At 35.3% G+C, this 22,364-nt stretch carries 22 protein-coding genes; 1 reads left to right on the forward strand and 21 read right to left on the reverse strand.

Going from position 1 to position 22,364, the window contains the following annotated elements:
* Positions 1-304: 304 nt before the first annotated feature.
* The 11 genes from LNP19_RS01575 to istA all read right to left on the reverse strand — a co-directional run bounded on the left by LNP19_RS01575 (position 305) and on the right by istA (position 9,724).
* Positions 305-1,171 (reverse strand): hypothetical protein, encoded by an 867-nt coding sequence (locus tag LNP19_RS01575; protein WP_230063052.1) that lies wholly within the window; start codon positions 1,169-1,171, stop codon positions 305-307.
* 349 nt (positions 1,172-1,520) lie between these two features.
* Positions 1,521-1,913 (reverse strand): hypothetical protein, encoded by a 393-nt coding sequence (locus LNP19_RS01580; RefSeq protein WP_230063053.1) that lies wholly within the window; start codon positions 1,911-1,913, stop codon positions 1,521-1,523.
* Between the two features lie 152 nt (positions 1,914-2,065).
* Positions 2,066-3,295, reverse strand: coding sequence for a group II intron reverse transcriptase/maturase (gene ltrA, locus LNP19_RS01585; protein ID WP_230063054.1), 1,230 nt, complete (start codon positions 3,293-3,295; stop codon positions 2,066-2,068).
* An 847-nt stretch (positions 3,296-4,142) separates the two neighbouring features.
* The gene (locus LNP19_RS01590) at positions 4,143-4,502 is read right to left on the reverse strand and encodes a hypothetical protein (protein WP_230063055.1); all 360 of its coding nucleotides are present in this window, start codon (positions 4,500-4,502) and stop codon (positions 4,143-4,145) included.
* The gene (locus LNP19_RS01595) at positions 4,502-4,984 is read right to left on the reverse strand and encodes a C1 family peptidase (protein ID WP_230063056.1); all 483 of its coding nucleotides are present in this window, start codon (positions 4,982-4,984) and stop codon (positions 4,502-4,504) included. The genes LNP19_RS01590 and LNP19_RS01595 overlap by 1 nt, the downstream gene beginning before the upstream one ends.
* A gap of 51 nt (positions 4,985-5,035) precedes the next feature.
* Positions 5,036-5,773 (reverse strand): IS21-like element helper ATPase IstB, encoded by a 738-nt coding sequence (gene istB, locus LNP19_RS01600; protein ID WP_131910895.1) that lies wholly within the window; start codon positions 5,771-5,773, stop codon positions 5,036-5,038.
* Positions 5,774-5,790: 17 nt separating this feature from the next.
* A complete protein-coding gene (locus tag LNP19_RS01605; protein WP_230063057.1) occupies positions 5,791-6,321 on the reverse strand; it encodes a Mu transposase domain-containing protein in 531 nt (176 codons plus the stop codon).
* Between the two features lie 5 nt (positions 6,322-6,326).
* Positions 6,327-7,919: an IS66 family transposase gene (tnpC, locus tag LNP19_RS01610; RefSeq protein ID WP_230061927.1), complete on the reverse strand. Its 1,593-nt coding sequence runs from the start codon at positions 7,917-7,919 to the stop codon at positions 6,327-6,329.
* A 55-nt stretch (positions 7,920-7,974) separates the two neighbouring features.
* A complete protein-coding gene (tnpB, locus tag LNP19_RS01615) occupies positions 7,975-8,325 on the reverse strand; it encodes an IS66 family insertion sequence element accessory protein TnpB (RefSeq protein ID WP_230061926.1) in 351 nt (116 codons plus the stop codon).
* Positions 8,325-8,609, reverse strand: a complete 285-nt coding sequence (gene tnpA / locus LNP19_RS01620) for an IS66 family insertion sequence element accessory protein TnpA (protein ID WP_230061925.1) — start codon at positions 8,607-8,609, stop codon at positions 8,325-8,327. The genes tnpB and tnpA overlap by 1 nt, the downstream gene beginning before the upstream one ends.
* Complete coding sequence (gene istA / locus LNP19_RS01625; RefSeq protein ID WP_230063058.1) at positions 8,606-9,724, reverse strand: IS21 family transposase; 1,119 nt, start codon at positions 9,722-9,724, stop codon at positions 8,606-8,608. Before istA ends, tnpA begins: the two co-directional genes overlap by 4 nt.
* A 38-nt stretch (positions 9,725-9,762) precedes the next feature.
* Here istA and LNP19_RS01630 point away from each other — a divergent pair, with 38 nt between their 5' ends.
* Positions 9,763-9,963, forward strand: a complete 201-nt coding sequence (locus LNP19_RS01630) for a hypothetical protein (RefSeq protein ID WP_230063059.1) — start codon at positions 9,763-9,765, stop codon at positions 9,961-9,963.
* Between the two features lie 961 nt (positions 9,964-10,924).
* Here LNP19_RS01630 and LNP19_RS01635 read toward each other — a convergent pair.
* From LNP19_RS01635 to LNP19_RS01680, 10 genes are all read right to left on the reverse strand, one after another.
* Entirely contained in the window at positions 10,925-12,070 is a 1,146-nt protein-coding gene (locus tag LNP19_RS01635) for a DegT/DnrJ/EryC1/StrS family aminotransferase (RefSeq protein ID WP_230063060.1), read from the reverse strand.
* Positions 12,071-14,253: 2,183 nt separating this feature from the next.
* Positions 14,254-14,562, reverse strand: coding sequence for a nucleotidyltransferase domain-containing protein (locus tag LNP19_RS01640; RefSeq protein ID WP_230063061.1), 309 nt, complete (start codon positions 14,560-14,562; stop codon positions 14,254-14,256).
* On the reverse strand, positions 14,562-15,029 hold the full coding sequence (locus LNP19_RS01645; RefSeq protein WP_230063062.1) for a nucleotidyltransferase substrate binding protein: 468 nt from the start codon (positions 15,027-15,029) through the stop codon (positions 14,562-14,564). Before LNP19_RS01645 ends, LNP19_RS01640 begins: the two co-directional genes overlap by 1 nt.
* Before the next feature lie 114 nt (positions 15,030-15,143).
* Complete coding sequence (locus LNP19_RS01650) at positions 15,144-15,725, reverse strand: sugar transferase (protein ID WP_230063063.1); 582 nt, start codon at positions 15,723-15,725, stop codon at positions 15,144-15,146.
* 3 nt (positions 15,726-15,728) lie between these two features.
* A complete protein-coding gene (locus LNP19_RS01655; protein WP_230063064.1) occupies positions 15,729-16,724 on the reverse strand; it encodes a glycosyltransferase family 2 protein in 996 nt (331 codons plus the stop codon).
* Between the two features lie 275 nt (positions 16,725-16,999).
* A complete protein-coding gene (locus tag LNP19_RS01660; RefSeq protein ID WP_230063065.1) occupies positions 17,000-18,295 on the reverse strand; it encodes a phenylacetate--CoA ligase family protein in 1,296 nt (431 codons plus the stop codon).
* The gene (locus tag LNP19_RS01665; protein WP_230063066.1) at positions 18,292-19,311 is read right to left on the reverse strand and encodes a CapA family protein; all 1,020 of its coding nucleotides are present in this window, start codon (positions 19,309-19,311) and stop codon (positions 18,292-18,294) included. The genes LNP19_RS01660 and LNP19_RS01665 overlap by 4 nt, the downstream gene beginning before the upstream one ends.
* Positions 19,304-19,813 carry an acyltransferase gene (locus LNP19_RS01670; RefSeq protein WP_230063067.1) on the reverse strand — a complete coding sequence of 170 codons (510 nt, stop codon included), beginning with the start codon at positions 19,811-19,813 and terminating at the stop codon, positions 19,304-19,306. The genes LNP19_RS01665 and LNP19_RS01670 overlap by 8 nt, the downstream gene beginning before the upstream one ends.
* The gene (locus LNP19_RS01675) at positions 19,803-20,948 is read right to left on the reverse strand and encodes a glycosyltransferase (protein ID WP_230063068.1); all 1,146 of its coding nucleotides are present in this window, start codon (positions 20,946-20,948) and stop codon (positions 19,803-19,805) included. Before LNP19_RS01675 ends, LNP19_RS01670 begins: the two co-directional genes overlap by 11 nt.
* On the reverse strand, positions 20,945-22,363 hold the full coding sequence (locus tag LNP19_RS01680) for a glycosyltransferase family 39 protein (RefSeq protein ID WP_230063069.1): 1,419 nt from the start codon (positions 22,361-22,363) through the stop codon (positions 20,945-20,947). Before LNP19_RS01680 ends, LNP19_RS01675 begins: the two co-directional genes overlap by 4 nt.
* Between the last annotated feature and the right edge of the window lies 1 nt (position 22,364).

Here is a 22,364-nt window from a genome sequence, read left to right on the forward strand (position 1 = left end):
CAAATATATTCAATTTTTCTTACAAATAATCAAAAGCACTTTTTATTTGCCGCAGGCTTTTCGTACTAACGCGAGTGCATATTTCAGTAGTTTCACCACTTGCAATACCTTATTGTAAGGCCATAAAAAAAGAGGACACTAAATCCTCTTGACATTCTCTCTCAAAACTTTACGATAACTCCATAGTACCTGCCAGTGACCGGTTCCGTTCAACCGGAGTTTCATTACTTCGTCCGTTCGCTGTCGCTCGGGTGTTCGTCCTGCGCACGCAACGAAAACTTAACTGTTACCACACGTTTTTTTTCTAAATCATTGTCATCTTGTCTCCATTTTTAACCATTCCAGTCAAGTCTATTTTAAAATCTTCTTTAACTTTCTTTGCAAATTGAAATGGATTAACATCTTTTAATATTAAAATTTGTCTTGTTAAACGAGGATAATATAATGTTCCAAAATTACCCATCGGAAAATGTATTCCAATTGCTGGCTGATAAGGGTTATTGGATATTAAATAGCTATATGAATAAGCCCCAGTTTTAGCATCACCAAACGGTATTGGAATTGATTGGTTGCCATAAATTGTCATTGAAGTTGGTTGTCCCATCGAAATGGACATTTTCATTAAATATTCCAATCCTCTTTGAGTTGTATGCACAGTTATATGAAATCCTCCAATACTTTCTATGCTTCCGCTTGAAATAACTTCTTCAAATGCTTTAGAATGTACGCCAATAATATGTTTCATATCGGTACTCTTTAAATTTGACAAGAAGTTTCGTTGAAATAAATTTAATCCAGAAATATCGCCAATCCAATGATTCTGATTTGAGGGTACTATTTCACCATTTGAGATTTTATAAAGCAAAGGTTGATTTTCTAATGCGCCAATTAAAAAGTCAGTGTTATAATTTGAAGTTTTATTTATTTCGAGAAGCAACTTTTTAACTTTGTCTATTGTTAGTTCATTTAGTTTATAAACTTCTTCAATTGCTTCTTGAGCATTATCGATTCCGCCAGCATAAGAAAAGCAAAGCCTTGGATTTAAAATGATTGTTTTTAGTAAACCGGAAAAAATACTATTCCGATTAGAGGCTATATTTGGGTCAGTGATTTTTGAATCACTGTCAATTCTTAATGAACCTTGAACTATTTTTCCGATTACTAATGTCATTTCTTAAAATGTGTGCTAACTTGTATATAACATCAACAAGTAACGCTTTTTTAAAGTTTTACAATAAATTAAGTAATATATCCTAGCTCGTAAATAAAGTCTTTTTTAACTATTGCTACAATACCCCCTTTTGGTGATATTTGACTAGAATTAGAAAGCTTTCTTCAGATACAAGACCGCTATAAAACAAAAAAAAACACCCAGTCTCTTTTTCTATATAGTTATATTCCGGTTCCGTTCAACAGGAGTATCATTCTTGGCTTTTCAAGCCCAACGAAGCCTTATCTGTTAGCGGTTGCCATTTTTAGTTTGTAACTTTTATTTAAGTTCACGATGTTCAAATCTATAATTATGATATTACTACTTTACCGCTAAATAAACTATTCGCTCCAATAGTTACGTTACCTTTTTCATCGTGATTTGATGATACTCCAACTTCTTGATACATCAATCCATCTTTTAAAAAAGTTTGAACTTGAGGGGAATTACCAAGTCCGTGTTTTTTTGCTTTGATATACAAAGTGAATCCATTAGAATCATTTGCCCAATTATCTTCTTTAAAATTATAAGTATAAGTTGTTGGAACGAAAATTGATATAATAGAGCCTAAAGTTCCACATACTAAACTGATAAATCCTAAAACAGACGAGCTTTTTTGCCAGTTTGTGTTTGGTACTAAAAGTATTACTGCAATGATTAAAAATGTAACTGCAATTATTTGTATAATTTTCTTTGTGGACATAATTTTGTTTATTATTATTTTTTTTGTTCTGAGGTATGGTTATCGCTAATCGAGTCACGCAAGGGAATTTCACCCCTACGTTCTCACGGAACCGTACGTGAAAGTCTCCCTTCATACGGCTCTTCATGTTAATAAATCACACTAAATTCAATTTATGGATATACCAACAACCAATGTGCAAATAACCAAGGTTTTTCATCATACCTTGTTTTTAAGTATCGAACTGAAGCCTTTTTATACAAATCCTTTTCCCATTTTACCCATTTCAGCAACCGTGCATTGAGCTGAAACCACACCATACGCATATCATCTTTCCAAAAATGGTGGTAGTAATTAATGATACCACGCAGTACTGGATTGATTTCGTTGGCAATTTGCTCCAAAGGTTTTCTGCGTTTGTGAAGATTCATTTCCCTGAATTTCTCCATAATACTGGACTTGGACTTTTGACTAACACAAATACAAGGGATGGATTTTATAACTCCTGTTCCTTTGACTTTATAAGGTCGTGATTTGATTGTGAAGCCTAAAAAGTCAAATCCTTTTGGATACTTCTCCAATGAGAATCCCCGCAAATTTACGATTTTACTTTTCTGCTCATGCAACTGAAGTTTACACGATTTCATGCGCTCTTGTATTTGTCGCAACATAAATTTCGCTTGCTTTTCGGTTTTGCAATGCACAACAATGTCATCTGCATACCGCTCAAAGGGCTTTTGAGGGTGAACTTTGTCCATCCATTTATCAAATACTACATGTAGAAATAAATTGGCTAAAAGTGGACTAATTACTCCGCCCTGCGGTGTGCCTGAGAGCGACGGACTAAAGTTTCCGTCTTGCTGTACAATGCCAGCCTTGAGCCATCTTTCTGCATACATCAAAATCCACTTATCCGAACAATAATGACCCAATGCTTTAAGCATAAGATCGTGGTCGATGTTGTCAAAGAATCCTTTGATGTCCAAATCTACAGCAAAATCGTGGTTGTACGAATGGGCAAGAGCTTGTTCTACTGCCTGATGACAATTGCGCTTTGGGCGATACCCGAACGAACTCGGATGGAATTTAGGTTCTAAAATTCGTTCTAAATGTCTTCTTGCTACTTGTTGAGCAATACGGTCTAGAATTGTAGGAATGCCAAGTAGGCGCTCTCTACCTCCTTTCTTAGGTATTGCAACTTGCTTGACGGGTTTTGGAAAGTAACTCCCAGAACTTAAGCGATTCCATAGTAAATAGAGTTCGGTACTTGCATTTTGTTGCAAATATTCCCAACTCATTTTGTCTATTCCACCACTTCCAGCATTGGATTTTACCTCCTTGTATGCCTGCCAAACCATTACTTTGGTTATTGGCTGTGATTTTGTCTCATAGTAATCAATCATTCCTTTTACGGTTGTAAATTGTTTTGAAACTTAACATGCTTAGCCCTTCGCTCCATTTTCATTACAAAAACTTCTGCACTACTACGACTAAGTCTGCCCCCTACATCTCAAGCACATCCTCTCTTGTCTGCTTCCTCTAAATGATTTTACAGAACGATGTAGAGTTCACTTGTTCCTTAAAACAGCCTGAATACCTGTCCTGCCAACTTAACCCCGGATGCCGTGTACCCAGTAGTCAGGTTTCCGATACACTTTTATCATAGGTACAAACGTAACTACCTATTTTTGACATCATCTGTTGCGCTTACGAGGCTTCGTCATTGGTTCACTTGCGTTCAGCTCAATGTATTCGTACCTACAGAAGTCATAGCTTCCGTTTTTCCTTATCGCTCACCACCAGCATGTTTCCAATACTCGCAGCATAAGGTGGTTTAGTAACTATTCCTGAAAATCGTCACTGAGAGACCTACTCTCATCTGTCTTAAAGCACCAATCAGACAAGGCTGATTGTTCAAGTCACACACGTTTGGCCGCTTGGCGATGTGGCGGATTAAAGAATCCTAAACTTTCGGTTAAACACTGATTTTCCCAGTACAAAATCATCTTTAAACTAAGCCTAATCCCGCCATATAGCCAAACGGCGGTTACAGGAAGCCTTTACTTTTTTGGTACTGATATTTCTATTTAATTGCAATTTTGTTTAACAAATTTGGTTGTCTTATTTCCACAATCTACAGGTTTATGAAAATATATTAACAATAGATTCAATGCTTTTATCTTTGAAGGCAATGGTGAAGTGTTGAAAGCAAATAGGTTGACTGAAGAACCTATTTGCTTTTTTACAATATCATTCGATTTTATTGACAATCAAAATTTCTTTTGATTTATTTTTATAAACATCTAAAAAAAGTTTAACTCTTTTGTTTTCTAGATTATTATAAATTTTTGAGTTAAAATACTCATAATTGAAAGTTTCATCATTTATTGGCAATCCAATAATTTTTTTAGAATTTTCATAGTAATATAAACTAGTTGTTAAATTACTTTCATTAATTCCTGTCAAGTTCGCAGTTAATTTTTTGTCTACATTTGTTTTTCCCACACTGTTTAAGACAACCTCAATTATTCTTCTCTCCATTATTTTTTTACTTTGAGAAGAACAATGATTAAAGAGTAGCATCATTAAAATTAAAGATATTTTTTTCATTATAATTTAGTTTTACTTTTCCTAATTTGTGTTATTATATAATCGTGAGCTACAGAATTAAAGTAGCCACTGCATTGCGATTTACCACTAATTTTACCCGTTGACGAATTGTAATATAATAGATTCAAGGGACTAGTTCCTTGACTTGTATTACCTGAAGCGTTATCATAAAACTGAAAGTAATTACCATTGCTATTACTACCCATTCCTACTATTACTATAAAATGATCCGTTGAATTATCAGGATTACCAGGGTGTCCAGGATTGTCATCAACTCCAACGATAACAGGTATGTTATTACTCAAAGCATATTTTAAATAACTTAAACCTTTTGTTAAATTCGCTTGATTAACTCTGTTTTGTTCAGTGTAATGCAAATTCCAGTGATATTGACCACCCAATTCCAATTTAAAGTGAGCACCTGATTCCAATTCAAAATGACCACCTAATTCCGGAGCAAAATGACCACCTCCATTTTTCATTAAAAACAACTTTTTTTCATCTGTTAATTAGTATTCAAATATACTTAAATATTAGCTTTTGTTTATGCCCCTTTTTTTTCTCATAGATTCTCCGTGCAATTCGATTCGGTGAGATTGATGTATCAGCCTATCCAAAATTGCATCAGCTATTGTTTTTTCTCCAATGATGTCATACCAGCCTTGCACTGGGATTTGTGATGTTACAATTATAGAACCATTATTATGTCTGTCTTCAATGATCTCTAAAAGGGTAATTCGGTTATGACTGTCTAGTGCTTGGAGTCCAAAATCGTCCAGTATAATAACATCTTGCCGTTCTATTCTTGCCAGTTCTCGAAGATAAGAACCATCTGCTTTGGCCATTTTTAATTTAGCAAACAACTTTGAAGTATTAAAATAACTTACCTTAAAACCCTGTATACAGGCTTGATAACCTAATGCTGTACCTAAATAACTCTTACCTACACCAGTACTTCCTGTGATTAAAATGTTTTCGTTTTTCTCTACAAATTCGCATTCTGCCAGACGTAGCACCATGTTTCGATCCAGATTACGGGTTTGGTCAAAATTGATACTTTCAATATTTGATTTGTAATGGAATCGGGCATTTTTGATACTGCGTTCAATGCGACGATTATGCCTTTCATCCCATTCGGCATCAATAAGCATCGATACAAACTGATCAAGTGTGTAATGGTCAGTTTTCCCGCTTTCAATGGCGGTTTTAAAAGCATTATGCATACCATAAAGCTTCATTTGTTTCATTTTTGTTACTGTAGATTCATTCATGATTATTGGGTTTTAATTTAATTATAATACTGTTTTCCTCTGATGTTGCCGTGAACAGGGAGTTCCTGCTCGGGTTCTTGTTCAAAATCAATGTGGTCTAGGTTGTTTTCTAAAATATTTTGTATGGTCTTAAAATTGTAAATTTTAAAATCAAGTGCCCGTTTACAGGCATTTATTAATCGCCGCTTGCCTACCTTTTTCTCGAAGTTTAGTATTCCCAGACAACTTTTATAGGCTTGTTCGGGGTGGTTTCTGCTTTCGATTATTTGCAAAATATATTCTCCTACGGATTCATCAATACTACTGGCCCAATCAATGAAGCGGGCAGCGCTCCATTGGGCTACAAATTGGTGGGTACTGGCTAAATGTTCTGGGGTTGTGGTATAGACATAAGGTTTGTAATTCCTCGGATGAATGGCTATTCGATTGTATTTGTAATAGATCTCTACCGTTGATTTGGTATACAAGAGTTTCGCTTTTTTCTTTACATATTGATACGGAACACTATAGTAATTTTTGTCTTGACTTAATTGTATCCACCCCAGCAACTACATCAATCCAATAAATTCTGATTGAAGTATTGAGGAAGAAGATTGTGAAGTTCTGAAGATTTGGTGTCGTTGATATTTTCAAGGACATGATGTAGCCATTTGGATGGATTGATATTATTTTTCTTGCAGCTGGCAAAAAACGAATAATACATGGCAATATCCTTTGCAGCTTGGTGTGAACCTGCAAAAAGATAATTTTTTCTTCCCAAGGCCAAGGGTCGAATGGTATTTTCAACCTGATTGTTGTCAATATGCAGATTTCCGTCTTTTAGATAAGCCATCAAACTGTCCCAACGTTTCAAGCAATAATTGTAGGCCTTGCCCAGCGGACTTTTGGGTAATTCTAATTTTGACTGCACTGCAATGTAGTTCCCTATTTCGTTAAGTAAGGGATGTGATTCTTTTAATCTTAAAGCATATTTTTCCTGGATTGAAAAGTTTTCAGAAGTGGCTTTTCGTTCAATTTCATATAGCTTTTGGATAAGCAACATCACGTGCGAAGCATTTGCTTTGTTATAATCCAATGCTTTTTCAAAATAACGGCGCGCATGTGCCCAACAAGCTATCTGTGTGACGTTTTCTTTGAGTGCAAATTGCGGATATACTCCATAACCATCGGTTTGAAGATAACCTACAAAATCGTTTAACATTTCCAAAGGGCCTTCGCTGCCGCGTCCTTTTCGATAATCAAAATACACACTTTTGGGTATAGGCGCGTGATACACCCACATAAATCCAGTATGTGTTGCGCCTTTTTTATCTGTGTCCTGTACTTTTATTGGGGATTCATCCGCCTGAAGATAACCGTTTTTCAGCGTATGCTGTCGGTGACATTCGTACAAGGGTCGAAGTAATTGGGATACTAATCTTACCCATGAATCGACCGTAGAAGAAGGTATATCGACTCCTTCTCTTGAAAATCGCTGTATCTGTCGGTAAAGCGGAAGGTGATCCACAAACTTATCGGTGATGATTTGAGTCAAAAGATGGGTTCCAGCAATACATTTTGGAATCGGACGAAAATCGAGAGAGGCAATTTTGACTTGCTGGTTTCCTTTTTCATCCACCGGGGCAACATATTTATTTCGGATGTAACGGTTGATGAACAATTTTGCGGGAGTATATTCCAATTCATCAGTAATTTCCTGACCAATGCATTTCAATCCTTCTACATTTTCAGTCGGTTCCAAAATGATTTCGTTTACCGCAAGGTGCGATGGTAAAGCCATACGGCCTTGATGCTTTTTGCTTGCTTTTTCGCGTTCGTAAGTGATTTGCTCTTTTACCGATTCAACGGCTTGTGCTACTTCTTGCTCATCGATTTCAAAAGGAATGGCTAATTGCTCCGGATTTTCACTGGCGATGAAACGTTCTTTCTTAGAACCGTACATTGCTCTTTTGAACTGTTCAATCTGGAATTTTAGATAACTAACCTCTTGTTCAAGTTTCGTGGCTACAATCTCTAATTTTTCGGTTTTGGATTCTAATTTATTAGATTTGGATTCTAATTTGGAATTCGCTTTTATTTGACTTTTGAGTAATTTCAAAAGTTCGTCTTTAGAGTAATTATCAAACAAATCTGGTGCGTTTTCCATGCTTCAAAAATAAGAAAACAACAGTAAAAATGCAAAATTTCAAAGGTATTTACGATTATTTTTCGGCTGTTTTGTATCTCTTTTTTTGCTTGAAATCTCTCAATTTAAGACCACCCAAAACCAGTAGCAATTCCTCTCTTTTTAATTCCCTTGAAACCGAATCGCTTGTCAAAAAATCAAACCTTCCTTGTTCTAGTCGTTTGTAGAAAATCGCAAATCCGTCGCCGTCCCAATACAGCAGTTTGATATGGGTTTTGGATTTGTTCAAAAAAACAAAAACATCGCCCGTTTGAGGGTTTTGGTTCAGATAATTCCGAACCAAGCCCGAAAGTCCGTCAAAACCCTTTCGCATATCCACCAAAGTACAGCACATGTGATAGCGAACACCTGCACTCAAGCCCAGCATCAGTAAATCGTAATGGTGATTCCTCCAGGAAGATCGATTCGCATGGTTTTCTGATCTATCTCTTTTGAGGCTGACTGTTTTTTATCTTTTCTCGGGCTATCCGAAACCGAGAAAAAGGAAACTTCCGGTTTGGACTGTCCGAAATCCATCTCCTTATTGTACTTTTTTAGCCAATAATTGAATTGATGATAACTCAGCGATTTTAAAGCTGAAAATTCTGCTTTGGTTAAGTCGGATTGTTTCCATTCTTCAACCAAAAAATACATCTGTTCTTGTTGATTCATATCCCATAATATTGAATCAGCAAATTTAAATTAGCGGGTTTAGGTATCAAATATGGCATTGGTGGGAAGGATACACTTAATTGGACATGTCCGTTTTGCATCACCGTTGCAAAGGATTGGTATTTGATTTCAAAGCGTTCTTGTGGTAGTGGGCGTAGTTTTTGTTTCTCATCTTCTAAAAACAATTCTTTACGGGAGTAAGGACGTCCTGTGAGTTTTCGACTATTATGAGCATCTAATAAATCCCATATCTGCTGGTTTAATTCTTCTAGAGAAAAGAATTTGGTTTCTTTTAGAGTTACGTAAATCCTTCTGTACAATATCTTTACCGCACCTTCAACCAATGATTTATCCCTTGGTTTATAAGCCCTGGCAGGTAAGATTGTGGTTTGATAATATTCCGCTAAATCAGCCAGGGTTTCATTGATTGTTGGCTCAAAACGACTGCTTTTTATCACTGCAGATTTTAAATTATCGGGAACAATTGCCGCAGGAGTACCTTCAAAAAAACGCATGGCATTTTCTACCGAAGTAACAAAATCTTCCTTTTGTTGGCTCATGGAAGCTTCTGCATAGGTATATTGGCTGGCTCCCAATATGGCTACAAAAAACTGTACTTCTTTGATTTCTCCGGTATCTTTATCAATGATGGAGAGTGTTTTTCCGGCATAATCCACATACATTTTATCACCGGTTTTGTGATTCATATGCATTACAGGATTGACTCGTTTACCCCATACTTTGTAATGATGAGCAAATTGCGAACTCCTGTAACCATCGGGGTTTACGGCAATATATTGCTCCCACATATGTTGTACGGTAACGCCAACTTTTTTTAGTTCACGTTCCATTTTAGGGAAAAAATCGTATAGGATCTGCAATTTGGGACTAATGGATTCCACAGTAGTCTGTGAAAACAAAAGTTCTAGTTCTGCATCTGTTTTTCTATCAATTAATTCAAAGTTTAATCCGAGAACTTCAAATAAAGAAATATACTTCTTTACCGTATTCCTGGAAAGGGATAAGTAGCTACTTATAAACAACTTACTCTTTCCTTCACAATAGAATTTAATTACTTTTCTAATTTTACTCATGTCTGTTATTTTGTTTGCCATAATCCGTATTTTTTTAACGAATGTATGGTGCTAACAACATGAAAAAGTCAGTAGTTTTTAATAATCAATTTACCCCAAAATTAGGTGGTCAATTTGAACTGGAAAGTGGTGGTCAGTTTGCTCCGGAACTGGTGGTCAATTTACACTGGAAAGTGGTGGTCAATTTGACCGGTTTTTCCAGTCTTGCAACTCACTTCTCACCAAAAAAAAAAGGTCAAAGAAGAAAAAATCCCCTTTGACCCACTACATATTCTCTATATTCTGAATTCTCTCGTAAAATCACAACCGATAACCAATAACTCACGACTCACTGTCATCCTGAGGGAAGTCGAAGGACACAACCGATAACCGATAACCGATAACCGATAACCGACAACCAACTTTATAAAATCACTACCATTGACGTTTTTTACATTACAGCCTCTCGACTCCGCTCGAGGTGACACTGTGGATATAATATCATATTGCTTTTTTTGGTAAAAAATTATGTCTCGAAGCGACGGAAGTTATTTCGATTTTTACAGTCGTCAGTTCGAGTGTTTTTGGTTTTGAAAATCAGGAATTAAAGGGCAATCAAGTTGAAACCAAAAATGTATCGAGAACCCTGCTTAGACATTCACTTCTCACGATTCACGACTCACGATTCACTGTCATCCTGAGCAGAGCCTGTCCTGAGCTGAGCCTGCCCTGAGCTGAGCCTGCCCTGAGCTTTTGTCGAAGGGTCGAAGGGTCGAAGGGTCGAAGGACACAACCGACAACCGATAACCGACAACCGTCAACCGACAACCCACAACTCCCTGTCATCCTGAGCAGAGCCTGCCCTGAGCTGAGCCTGCCCTGAGCTGAGCCTGCCCTGAGCTTTTGTCGAAGGGTCGAAGGGTCGAAGGACACAACCGATAACCGACAACCGATAACCCACAACCGATAACCCACAACCGATAACCCACAACCGACAACCGACAACTCACTGTCATCCTGAGCAGAGCCTGTCCTGAGCTGAGCCTGCCCTGAGCTGAGCCTGCCCTGAGCTTTTGTCGAAGGGTCGAAGGGTCGAAGGGTCGAAGGGTCGAAGGGTCGAAGGACACAACCGATAACCGATAACCGACAACCGATAACCGATAACCGTCAACCGACAACCGATAACCGACAACCCACAACCGACAACCGACAACCGACAACTCACAACTCACAACTCACAACTCACTTCTCACAAAAGAAACCTCTCACCACCTCAGCAATTCGCACTCTCTCTTCATCAGTCAAATTAGATCCCGAAGGCAAACACAAACCGTTCTCAAACAGCCTTTCAGCTACATTCGCCCCATAATATGGGTAGTTTTCAAAAACAGGCTGCAGATGCATCGGTTTCCACAAAGGACGCGATTCAATATTCGCCGCTTCAAAAGCCAGTCGCAAAGCCTCACGATCAATTCCTTTTTCTGAATTAGGAGTAACCAAGATCGCACTCAACCAATAGTTAGCATAATAATCATCATTGGGAGTGCTAAAAACTTTGACCGCATCAATATCTTGGAACAAATCCACATAAAAATCGTGCATTTTTCGACGCAAAGCCACATGGGCATCAAGAACCTGCATCTGTCCGCGACCGATTCCGGCACAGATATTACTCATTCTATAATTATACCCTATTTCACTGTGCTGATAATGCGGAGCAGCATCTCTGGATTGGGTCGCAAAAAACACCGCTCGGTCTTTTAGCTCTTTTGATTTCGTAACAATGGCTCCTCCTCCCGAAGTGGTAATGATTTTGTTTCCATTAAAGGATAAAACACCAATGTCACCAAAAGTGCCGCATTGTTGTCCTTTATAGGAACTTCCTAAAGCCTCCGCACTGTCTTCTAGAATTGGAATCCCATATTTATCTGCTATAGTTCTAACTTCATCAATTTGATAAGGAACCCCATACAAATGCACCGCTATAATCGCCTTAGGTTTGCGTCCTTTGGCAATACAATCCACGATCGCTGCTTCTAAAGCAGTCGGACAAATATTCCAGGTTTCTTCTTCACTGTCAATAAAAACAGGAGTAGCACCCAAATAAAGGATCGGGTTAGCCGAAGCCGAAAAAGTCATACTCTGACAAAGCACGGTATCACCAGCCTGAACCCCCAATAAAATGAGTCCCAAATGAATAGCAGCCGTACCCGAACTCAAAGCCCCAACATGGACTTCACTTCCCAAATACTCTTCTAAGTCTTGTTCCAAACCATTCACATTAGGCCCCAATGGCGCTACCCAGTTGCTATCAAAAGCCTCCTGTACAAACTGTTGTTCACTTCCTCCCATATGCGGCGAAGAAAGCCATATTTTTGAATTGTTCATTTCTATTTATGCTTTAAGCCTTAGGCTATTTCTAATTTATATATAACAGTCCGCTAGGCAGACCAAAAAATATTTTAATGTCAAACCATTCAGAAATTAAGAAAATTTAGTTTTTCACCCTCAATGAAATTGAATCCCTTAATGTTTTACCCTCATAATAAAAGGGAAGTGAGCTAAAAAGGGAAAAATTCAACTAACACCTCTAAATTAATCACCAAAACAAAACACAAAATCTGTTTCCTCTTTTATCGAACTCGAGAGCTTTATTCGAACAGGCATAGCAATGACAATCGACACCATCTTTTAATTCGTGAATTCGTGGCAAAACCTATTCACCACTCACCGTCATCCTGAGCCTGTCGAAGGACACCACTCACAACTCACAACTCCCCCGCTAGCGCAAGCTATTAGCTCGTGCCCACAAACAATAGCAATTCAAATCTATTTCCAGAATTATCTGATCGCTATCGCAACCACTTCTCCCCCGCCCTTAAATTAAAAACGTCAAAAAACAACGATATTTGAAATTAAAAGGAGGACTGCCAGTGGCAGTCAGGTAAAAACTATAATCCTTTTTAAGTTTTCAATCCCGATAGCTATCGGGATCAGGCTTGATTTTTTTGTTACTTTTTTTATCAAGAAAAAAAGTAAAATACCCGCTAGCGCTAGCGAAGTCACTATCGCCTCGAACACACGAAACAATGACGAAACAGTATGGTCCAGAAACGCAATATCACCTAAGCTTGTTATCTCGACGAAGCAAAGATCTACGCAACTAACGCGACAACCCTAGTAAAATCAGTCTTTTTCTTAACTTAACAACATGGCACAACCCAATTGCCAGCAAAAACTCCTTTAATAAATCCTTGTTCACTTCCTCCCATATGCGGAGACGACAACCATATTTTTGTGTTATTCATTTCTATTTATGCTTTAAGCCTTAGGCTATTTCTAATTTATATATAACAGTCCGCTAGGCAGACAAAAAAAATTTAGTTTTCAAACCCTTAAGAAATTAAAAACAAAGTTTTTTCACCCTGAATGAAATTGAATCTCCGCTAGCGCAAGCTATTAGCTCGTGCTCACAAACAACAGCAATTCAAATCTATTTCCAGAATTATCTGATCGCTATCGCAACCACTTCTCCCCCGCCCTTAAATTAAAAACGTCAAAAAACAACGATATTTGAAATTAAAAGGAGGACTGCCAGTGGCAGTCAGGTAAAAACTATAATCCTTTTTAAGTTTTCAATCCCGATGGCTATCGGGATCAGGCTTGATTTTTTTGTTACTTTTTTTATCAAGAAAAAAAGTAAAATACCCGCTAGCGCTAGCGAAGTCACTATCGCCTCGAACACACGAAACAATGACGAAACAGTATGGTCCAGAAACGCAATATCACCTAAGCTTGTTATCTCGACGAAGCAAAGATCTACGCAACTAACGCGACAACCCTAGTAAAATCAGTCTTTTTCTTAACTTAACAACATGGCACAACCCAATTGCCAGCAAAAACTCCTTTAATAAATCATTGTTCACTTCCTCCCATATGCGGCGAAGAAAGCCATATTTTTGAATTGTTCATTTCTATTTATGCTTTAAGCCTTAGGCTATTTCTAATTTATATATAACAGTCCGCTAGGCAGACAAAAAAAAATTTAGTTTTCAAACCCTTAAGAAATTAAAAACAAAGTTTTTTCACCCTGAATGAAATTGAATCTCCGCTAGCGCGAGCTTCTAGCTCGTGCTCACAAACAACAGCAATTCAAATCTATTTCCAGCAAAACCTTCAAAAACACTCCCAATAACCCCCGCTAGCGCGAGCTATTTTTAAATCGCATCAAAAACCCGTCAGTTCGAGTGATTTTAAAAACAGCGTCAGCTATTTTAAAAATCGTATCGAGAACCCGTCAGTTCGAGTGAATTTTCAGAAAATGCGGATAGCTTTTTCAGAAAATTTGTATCGAGAACCCGTCAGTTCGAGTGAATTTTCAGAAAATGCGGATAGCTTTTTCAGAAAATTTGTATCGAGAACCCCCGCTAGCGCAAGCTTTTAGCTCGTGCCAACAGACAACAGCAACTCAAATCTATTTCCAGAATTGTTTGATCGGCCGCTAGCGCGAGCTATTTTTTGATCGTCCCTAGAACCGTCAGTTCGAGTGATTTTAAAAACAGCGATATTCCCTATACTGTTCTTTCCCAAAAAACAACCCCTACCCTATCGATATGATTCAGTAGCGACTGATTTTCAATTTTACTCTTAACAGAAAGATCTATTTTGTAAGGCAAGAGCAAATCATCAAGGCTCATTTCTATCTCAAAAATTTTGGAAAGCGAAAGACCGCTTCCCTCCAAAGTTAAGTCAATATCCGAATCCGAACGATAATTCCCTTTAGCTCGGGAACCATACAATATTGCACTTTTTATTTCCGGAAAGTTTTCAAACACTTCCTTTATTTTTGCAATATCTTCATTCAAAAGTCCGTACTTCATTAGTCTTTATCTTGCTGATTATTTCTTTTCGACTCCATTTTTTTCTGAAATTCCATAAATGCAGGATGGTATTCGCCAATAATTTTTCTGAAAATCTCATCTGCTGTATCCTCATTATAGGTGTGTGAAGTTTTGTTCCGACTGGCAATCATTTCCATCCATATCTTGCCGTTTTCTATAATATGAAGTTGTAAAGCCTCTCGCACAGCATCGCGCGAACCTCCAATATCCGGATTTCCCTGAAAAAAAGCATAATCTTTCATCACCTTCCAAGCCAGCTCATGGGTATATTCAAATCGCTGTATCAACCCTTCCTTGACAATTTCAAAACCAAACAACAAACTATCGTCCGAGATTTCACCTTCAGCATCCCGCTTTTTTATGGACAACACAATTTGATTGAGTTTTGATAGCGCCTTGTTAAAATTATCCAGTCGTTGCTCCCATCTAATATCCGGTTCTTCCATAACTTTACATTTATATATGATTTAACTATTCCTCGAATAGCTCCGATTATTTGATAATTGAATTTCAGATGCCTCAAAACTACAAAAATTAGCAAGAAGCATCTATTTGATTTTTCAACGCAAAACTGTTTTCCAAATGATCTCCAAATCACCCCAAAAACTCCTGTTGTAATAATACTCCAAATTCATCCTCACCTTATCCGGAAAAATAACTTCATCATTGTATTTCTCTGGATTATCTTGCAATGCTAATAACTCTTCTTCATTGGCATATTTCAAACTTGCAGGCCCAGTAATTCCGGGTTTTAGTAACAAAACTTTTCGATCTTCCCCTACTAATTTATCTGCATATCCTGGCACATCCGGTCTGGGGCCTACTAAACTCATATTTCCAATTAAAACATTCAGAAGCTCAGGCAATTCATCTATTTTGTATTTTCTTAGAACAGCACCCAATGGAGTTATTCTACTTTCCCCTTTTACTGAAATTGAAGAACCACCATGAGAAATGGACATTGAACGAAACTTATACATATTGAATAACTCTCCTTTTTGCCCAACACGTCTTTGGATGAAAAAAACGGGGCCTTCAGGCATTTTTATTTTAATTAGCATTGATACAAATAAAATAAATGGTAACAAAACGATTAATCCAAAAAAAGCAGCAATCTTATCAAAAACAATTTTAAATATCATATCTTATTTTTTAAACAACACATTGAAAATTCCTGCCAAAGACCCTATACCATAAGAAACATGTAATGAAATAAAACTCGAAAAAAGATAAAAGAAATTGATTTCTTTAGACAATGACAGCTTCAAACTTAATATACCAACCAACATTACATACATACTAAAAGAAAAAGCACCTAATAGGATAAAAGGAAAATAAAACAATGAAGCTCCCAAAGGAAAAAATAGAGACAAAACAAAAAACATTGGGATGAAATGCCTTAGAGATAAAGAATCAAACATTTTTGTATGATAGACGGTTAGAATATTCCACTTCCCGTTTTGAAAGTTATTCTTCATAATACCCCTAAATGTCTCACGAGCATAATAAGTGCAAAATGTTTCCGGAATAAGGAAAATTCTCCCTCCACCCCTTTTAATTCTTTTATTTAACTCAATATCTTGATTTCTTATTAATCTGGTATCATAAAGTCCGTGTTTCTGAAAAACATCTTTTCTATAACAACCAAAAGGAACCGTATCCACTTCAGTGATTTCATCAACACCGGTCCTAAATAAAGAATTACCAACGCCAAAAGGGTTACTCAACACTTCGCGAATTGCCAAAGTTTTTTTATTCTTGTTTAAAACATCGGTTTTACAAACCACTCCAACATTGTCAACCTCTAATGAGACAAGTTGAGAAACCAAAACACTGACATAATTGGTAGGATAAAAAGAATGGGCATCAATTCTAATAATAATCTCCCCTTGAGCATTCGCTATACCTTTGTTCATCGCAAAAGGAACTATTTTCTCTGGATTATCCAATAACTTGATGCAACTGTGTTGCTGCTGATAATTCGCGATAATGGATCTTGTGGCATCTGTACTTCTACCATCCACAAATAACACTTCTAATTGCATTATTGGAAAGTCTTGTGCTATAATTGACTCAATACATTTTGCAATGTATTTTTCCTCATTATATGTTGGACAAATTATGGATACTTGTATACTCAAAATCTAAAATTTAATTAATTTTTTTGATAAAAGCTGCCGGAATACCTCCATAAACAACTTTCTCTTCTGTATATTCCCTAGACAATACTGCACCAGCTGCTAAAATAGATTCTTCTGGTAAAACGGAACCTCCTATACCCTAAATTAGAACAAAGTATCCAAGGTTTTTACTAATCAATATATGTCTTGATAAATCCTTTAGTCTAGAAGACCAATGCAGAACACCGTAGTTGTAAGGAATGTGAAATATTTGGACGGGACGGCTTAGATTCATATTAATCGTCTAAACTTGAAATAAAGTCTCTTAACTTACCTTCCATAGTATGTAACTTCTGATTGAACAAAATTTCTACCTCCAAATCATTCTTAAAATATTTTTTTAATTCTATTTTTATTTGTTTTAGATATTTAATATCATCTTGCTCAATTTTCAACAATAACATACCCGCTTCGTTTTGAATGGCCTGATAATTCAACAATATTTTCTCCTGAAAGTATAGGTTTTTAAAAACATAATATAATGTTAAGCTCGGATATTTATTAGCTACACCATGAATAAGTTTTCCAACTCTACCTAAAACATCATCAAGAACAATATGATTTCTACCGCACTGACATTTAAATTCCTTTGAAGCCAGTGTAATATAATCTCCTAAATTATATCTTATAATAGGAAATGAAAAAGAAAGTAAATTGGTAACAACAGCTTGACCTTCAATTTCTTCCAGAATCACATTCTGCATATTAACATGCATTTTTCCATATTCTGGACATTCGAATGCAATTAAGCCTGATTCCCCGGCCCCATATTCACTAACTATTTTAGAACCAAATGCTTTTTTTACTTCTTCTTGATATTTTTCATAAATTTTTTCCGAAGTACCTTTAACCAATTTTAAATTATATTTTCTTTTGAAATTTAACTGATTGACGGTTTTAGCAACTTCATATATCATTGACGAATAGCCATGTAAGTATTTTGCGTGAACAAGTTTTTTGTTAAATTTTGCAATATTTTCATCTTTATATGAAAACAATCTAAACCTATTCTGTAAAAAATCTTGTAGTTTGGTTTTTAATATTTTAGAAGGATGGATGTTATATCCCCAAAAATACCCGTTCCTGTCCCAAGGTTTAACATTATACCAGTCATAATACCTGAATAATGCAGCTCTATTTCCAGAATCCCACCTCTCATCTTTAGTATATTTGAGAGACTCTCCAGTAGTTCCAGATGTTTCTACAACTTTAACGGATCTAAATTTATAATCCGGAATGATATTCTTATTTTCTTTAATTAAAGTCTTCTTCGAAGTAACAGGTATTTTATATAAGTCCTCTAGATTTTTGAAATTCTCAGGATTATAGTTGGCTTCATCAAATAATACTTTATAATAACTAGTGTTGTTATAGGCAAACAATATTAATGCTTTACATTTTTCTAATTGAATTAGTTCTAAATCTTTAAGGGATAACTTATCTGTTTCTTTTAAATAACTTAACTGCTCATTCAATGATGGATTTCGTAATTTAACTCCTAATTTATACAATAATTTATGCACAAAAATCATAGCCTTCTTTTAATAAAATCAAAAAAAACTGACATAACATCACCCATCTTAAATTTATGCAAAGATTTAAGCAAAGTTAGATGATTCGCTTTTCTGTTCTTTTTAATATGGTTAAATACTTCTTTAAAATATAATTCGTTTTCTTGCTCCAAATTTAACCTAGTATTTAAATATTCAAATTTAAATTTATCAGGAACAATGGATGCATCTACAATTTGCGGAAAGTTGTCTTTTCCAATATTTACATAATCATAAGTAATTTCAGCAACTTCAGAATCAAGATTTAGATTTAGCACAATCGAATATCTTGTAGACTCTAAAGGCATATTAAATACAAAATTCCCCATCGAATAGAAAATATACTTGCCTTTGTAAACTTCATATCCCTGTAAAACATGTGGATGCAATCCAACAATTAAGTCAAAACCTAAATCAATTAACCAATGTGCAAATTTCTTCTGGTCAACATATGGTCTATTTATATATTCAATTCCCCAATGGATATATACAATTTTAAAATCTGATGAAGAAATTCTATTATATTCCGATTTAATATCAGAATATTCCGGATCATACCAATACATAGGATCTGTAGTGTACTTTTCTTCACGTTGAGAAAACGAAACTATTCCTACTTTTTTTCTCTGATGGGTAAAAACAATAGATTTCGAATCTTTAGAACCAACGTATTCACTATTGGTTGATTCGATATACTGCAAAGTCTTTTCAAATGCTTCTTTACCATGTTGCATGACATGATTATTTGCAACATTATAATAATCTAGATGTTTTATGTGCGACATCTTATCTGGTGAAAGTATAAATTGCTTATTATATATACCATCCTTATTGGAAACACGAGAAATTACACATTCGAAATTACCAAACCACACATCTTCAGCACGCCTATCTATATGTTTAAATGGATCTTGACCTTTTTCAATTTCGCTTCCAATACCAAAACCAGTATCAAAAAAACCGTCTGTAAAATTAACATCCCCTACGATTCTAATCATTCTTTATAAAATTAGCTGGTACTCCCCCATATATTGCATTAGGGGTTTCAAATTTTTTATTCAAAAAACTGTTGGCTGATAAAACGCTACCTTCTGGCAAAGAACTATTCATTCCAATTGTACAGTTTGAAGTTATCCAAGATCCTCTTCCTATAAAAATATCACCCACTTTAGCTTGACCATATCTATATGAGTTTCTATATTTAGTGTGATTGCCACTAATAATTACAACATGCGGACCAATAAGCACTTCATTTTCAATACTTAAATCCCCACTCCCCATAATCACAGACGAATTTCCCACAAAAACATTACATCCAACACTTATGTTTTGCAAATCCTTAATTATTGCATTATGGGTAACCTGGAAATCTTTACCACATTTAAGCATACCGAAAGAATACAGAAAACCTCTAAATCTCATACATAAAGGGACATCGGGCAAGAAATACAATAATGCTCTAACGAACCAGGAATAGATTAAAAGTAATTTACTTATCATAAAAAATTGTTTTTAAAAATTTTTGTATTGTATAATCAGTGACTTTGTCAAAGGCATTTTTTCGAATAGTATAAACTTGCGAATCCTCACTAACACAATAATTCATTTTCTCACTAAAATCCGCAGCGTTGTTAAAATCCGCAAACAATACATCTTTACTATTTTCAAATGTATAAGGTAACGACCCCACAGGGGTACTAACCACATTTAGACCATTTGCCATGGCTTCTAAAATAACGCGCGGAGAACCTTCAGATAAGCTGCCAAATGCAAAGATATCGTGTGACCTAAATAAGCTGTTCAATTGATTTCTGTCATCTACATGTCCAGCAAATACAACATTAACTACATTTAAATCAAAAACCAATTGTTTTAACTCGGTCTCCGACTCACCAGAACCAACAATTGTCAAACAGGCTTTAGGATACAACTCCTGAAAAATTGCAAACCCGTTGATAATTGTTTCAACCCCCTTAGCTTTTCTCAGATATCCAACACTAAGTACTTTTGGCGCGTCTCCAATTCGGGTTTTATTTTCATCAAAATAAAAATCCATTTCATTCAAAGTAGACGAAATCATGGCTTTACAATCAATGCTATATTTGTGCAATCTCTTCGCGATATGAAAACCATTAGTGTAAACACTGGCTCCTCGACACGCCCACATGTACATCAAGTGTTCAGGCATAAAAAAAGTAATTAACAAAAATTTCTTTAACTTATTAATATTGGGATTTGATCTGATGGTATCAATCGGATCCCCCACAAAATGTATTGTTCTTTTACTTCCCTTCATGAACACTTTTTGCAACCATCCAAATGGCACAGGATATCTTGCATAAGCTACATCATACTTGGCAATATTTTTATATGCTTTTATGTACTTAAAAAAATGAGGTATCGTATGAACATAAGAACTTGCATTGGGCAACTCAATCACTGAAACATTCTCAAAACAACTTATTGAAACTAAACCCTTTTCTTTAGCTGCTTGATTAATCAAAACTGGAGATAACAAACAAACCTCATCATAATATTTAACAATCTCATTCAAGTAAACCCAATGGGTATAAGGTAGGTAGTAATTATTTCCTGATTTATTTACTGTCCAGGCATGAATAAGTATTGATCTCATAATCTAATTATTAATCTTAACAAATTAAACAATAACATTACAACAAATGCTATTACAAAGTATCGCAGACTCTTTTTTAATCTTATTTCATATTGAAAACATATAGGTAAAATTAAATACATGACATAAGTTGCTCCTAAAGATTGTCTTGCACTAAAAAGACTGTTTATAGAAGTAGCCAAACCAATTTTAAAAAAAACTAAAATCAAGATGATTAACAATAATCCTGGTTCAATTTTCTTTATATTTTTAAGACAATAAAAAAAAGCTAGTATTATAAAAGGTAAAACAGCTAAATGATATAGCAAGGCAGAAGCCGAATAATTAATTGTTTCTGCATCTCCTAAATTTAGAAACATGAAAGTTGGTAAAAACACACTCGCAATTAAAAAAAAAGGAAGTCCTACTACCGCTAAAAAGCTCAACTTACCGAGATTTGACCCTGAAGAAGTTACATCTTTATTCATTAAACCATTAAATCTGGTTTCATAGTAAAAAGCAGAATCGTTTATAATATTAAGGCCAGAAATATAATCCCAAATTTTAAAAAAAGCAAAAGCTAAGAATCCAATTATTACAATAGATAAATAGGAAAAATTCTTTTTCCCTTTAAAGAATGAAACCAAATATGTTACTATAAACGCTAGGAATAGAGGAATAATAGTAGCTGCCCGAAAGAATATCATAGCAGTCAAATTAACTAATATTAAAGAGATTGTCCAAACAGTAACCGTACCTTTTAATATTTTAATAAACCCATATATTGTTACAATTGTAAATAATAATAATAGAATATCCTTTAATATAAAACTTGAAAAATAAATTATTAAAGGCGAAAAAGCAATTATAGAAATTGTTATTTTACTGGATTTCTCGTTAAAAAGCAAACGCATTGTTTTATACGCATAATATACAATAAAACTTGATGCTACCGCATTCATTATTCTAAGCACATGTTCACTTTCACCAAAATAATAAATCCCCAAAGCACAAATATTAGGATAACCGGAGTAGAAACCTGTCGAAAATTGAATATCTTCTACAATCGATATACCTTTCGTTTCCCAGACACGAGCTATACTTACTGCACTATGATAATAATTATAATCGTCTTTATAAGATAAAAAAGGAATGCTGTTATAAAATTTTAATATTTCTGTAAAAACTACAATGGCAACTAATTTTATACAAAAAGTTACAATTATTAATTTAAAAATATAAGTTTTCTCCCCTAGTTTAGATTGACTTTGATAAAATGATAATGCAAATCCAATAAAAAATATTGGTAAAAAAAAAGAAAATGAAAAATCTTCAAAACCTTTATTAAAAACAAAAGCTAAAACAAAAAGAACAATTACAGAAAAAACACTGTATTTGTAGACATCCTTTTTAAATATATAAAAATTATTCCCCATT

Origin of the sequence: Flavobacterium acetivorans, assembly GCF_020911885.1 — a bacterium.
In the GTDB taxonomy this organism is placed as follows: Bacteria; Bacteroidota; Bacteroidia; order Flavobacteriales; family Flavobacteriaceae; genus Flavobacterium; species Flavobacterium acetivorans.

Bases quoted from the DNA above. Each gene is read 5' to 3' on its own strand.
- LNP19_RS01640 (WP_230063061.1), bottom strand. From the start codon at position 14,562: ATGAAGTACGGACTTTTGAATGAAGATATTGCAAAAATAAAGGAAGTG.
- istB (WP_131910895.1), bottom strand. From the start codon at position 5,773: ATGAATGAATCTACAGTAACAAAAATGAAACAAATGAAGCTTTATGGT.
- LNP19_RS01660 (WP_230063065.1), bottom strand. From the start codon at position 18,295: ATGATTTTTGTGCATAAATTATTGTATAAATTAGGAGTTAAATTACGA.
- LNP19_RS01665 (WP_230063066.1), bottom strand. From the start codon at position 19,311: ATGATTAGAATCGTAGGGGATGTTAATTTTACAGACGGTTTTTTTGAT.
- LNP19_RS01595 (WP_230063056.1), bottom strand. From the start codon at position 4,984: ATGAAAAATGGAGGTGGTCATTTTGCTCCGGAATTAGGTGGTCATTTT.
- LNP19_RS01650 (WP_230063063.1), bottom strand. From the start codon at position 15,725: ATGATATTTAAAATTGTTTTTGATAAGATTGCTGCTTTTTTTGGATTA.
- LNP19_RS01580 (WP_230063053.1), bottom strand. From the start codon at position 1,913: ATGTCCACAAAGAAAATTATACAAATAATTGCAGTTACATTTTTAATC.
- tnpB (WP_230061926.1), bottom strand. From the start codon at position 8,325: ATGCTGGGCTTGAGTGCAGGTGTTCGCTATCACATGTGCTGTACTTTG.
- LNP19_RS01590 (WP_230063055.1), bottom strand. From the start codon at position 4,502: ATGAAAAAAATATCTTTAATTTTAATGATGCTACTCTTTAATCATTGT.
- LNP19_RS01675 (WP_230063068.1), bottom strand. From the start codon at position 20,948: ATGAGATCAATACTTATTCATGCCTGGACAGTAAATAAATCAGGAAAT.
- LNP19_RS01645 (WP_230063062.1), bottom strand. From the start codon at position 15,029: ATGGAAGAACCGGATATTAGATGGGAGCAACGACTGGATAATTTTAAC.
- LNP19_RS01680 (WP_230063069.1), bottom strand. From the start codon at position 22,363: ATGGGGAATAATTTTTATATATTTAAAAAGGATGTCTACAAATACAGT.
- ltrA (WP_230063054.1), bottom strand. From the start codon at position 3,295: ATGATTGATTACTATGAGACAAAATCACAGCCAATAACCAAAGTAATG.
- istA (WP_230063058.1), bottom strand. From the start codon at position 9,724: ATGGCAAACAAAATAACAGACATGAGTAAAATTAGAAAAGTAATTAAA.
- LNP19_RS01575 (WP_230063052.1), bottom strand. From the start codon at position 1,171: ATGACATTAGTAATCGGAAAAATAGTTCAAGGTTCATTAAGAATTGAC.
- LNP19_RS01635 (WP_230063060.1), bottom strand. From the start codon at position 12,070: ATGAACAATTCAAAAATATGGCTTTCTTCGCCGCATATGGGAGGAAGT.
- tnpC (WP_230061927.1), bottom strand. From the start codon at position 7,919: ATGGAAAACGCACCAGATTTGTTTGATAATTACTCTAAAGACGAACTT.
- tnpA (WP_230061925.1), bottom strand. From the start codon at position 8,609: ATGAATCAACAAGAACAGATGTATTTTTTGGTTGAAGAATGGAAACAA.
- LNP19_RS01630 (WP_230063059.1), top strand. From the start codon at position 9,763: ATGAAAAAGTCAGTAGTTTTTAATAATCAATTTACCCCAAAATTAGGT.
- LNP19_RS01670 (WP_230063067.1), bottom strand. From the start codon at position 19,813: ATGATAAGTAAATTACTTTTAATCTATTCCTGGTTCGTTAGAGCATTA.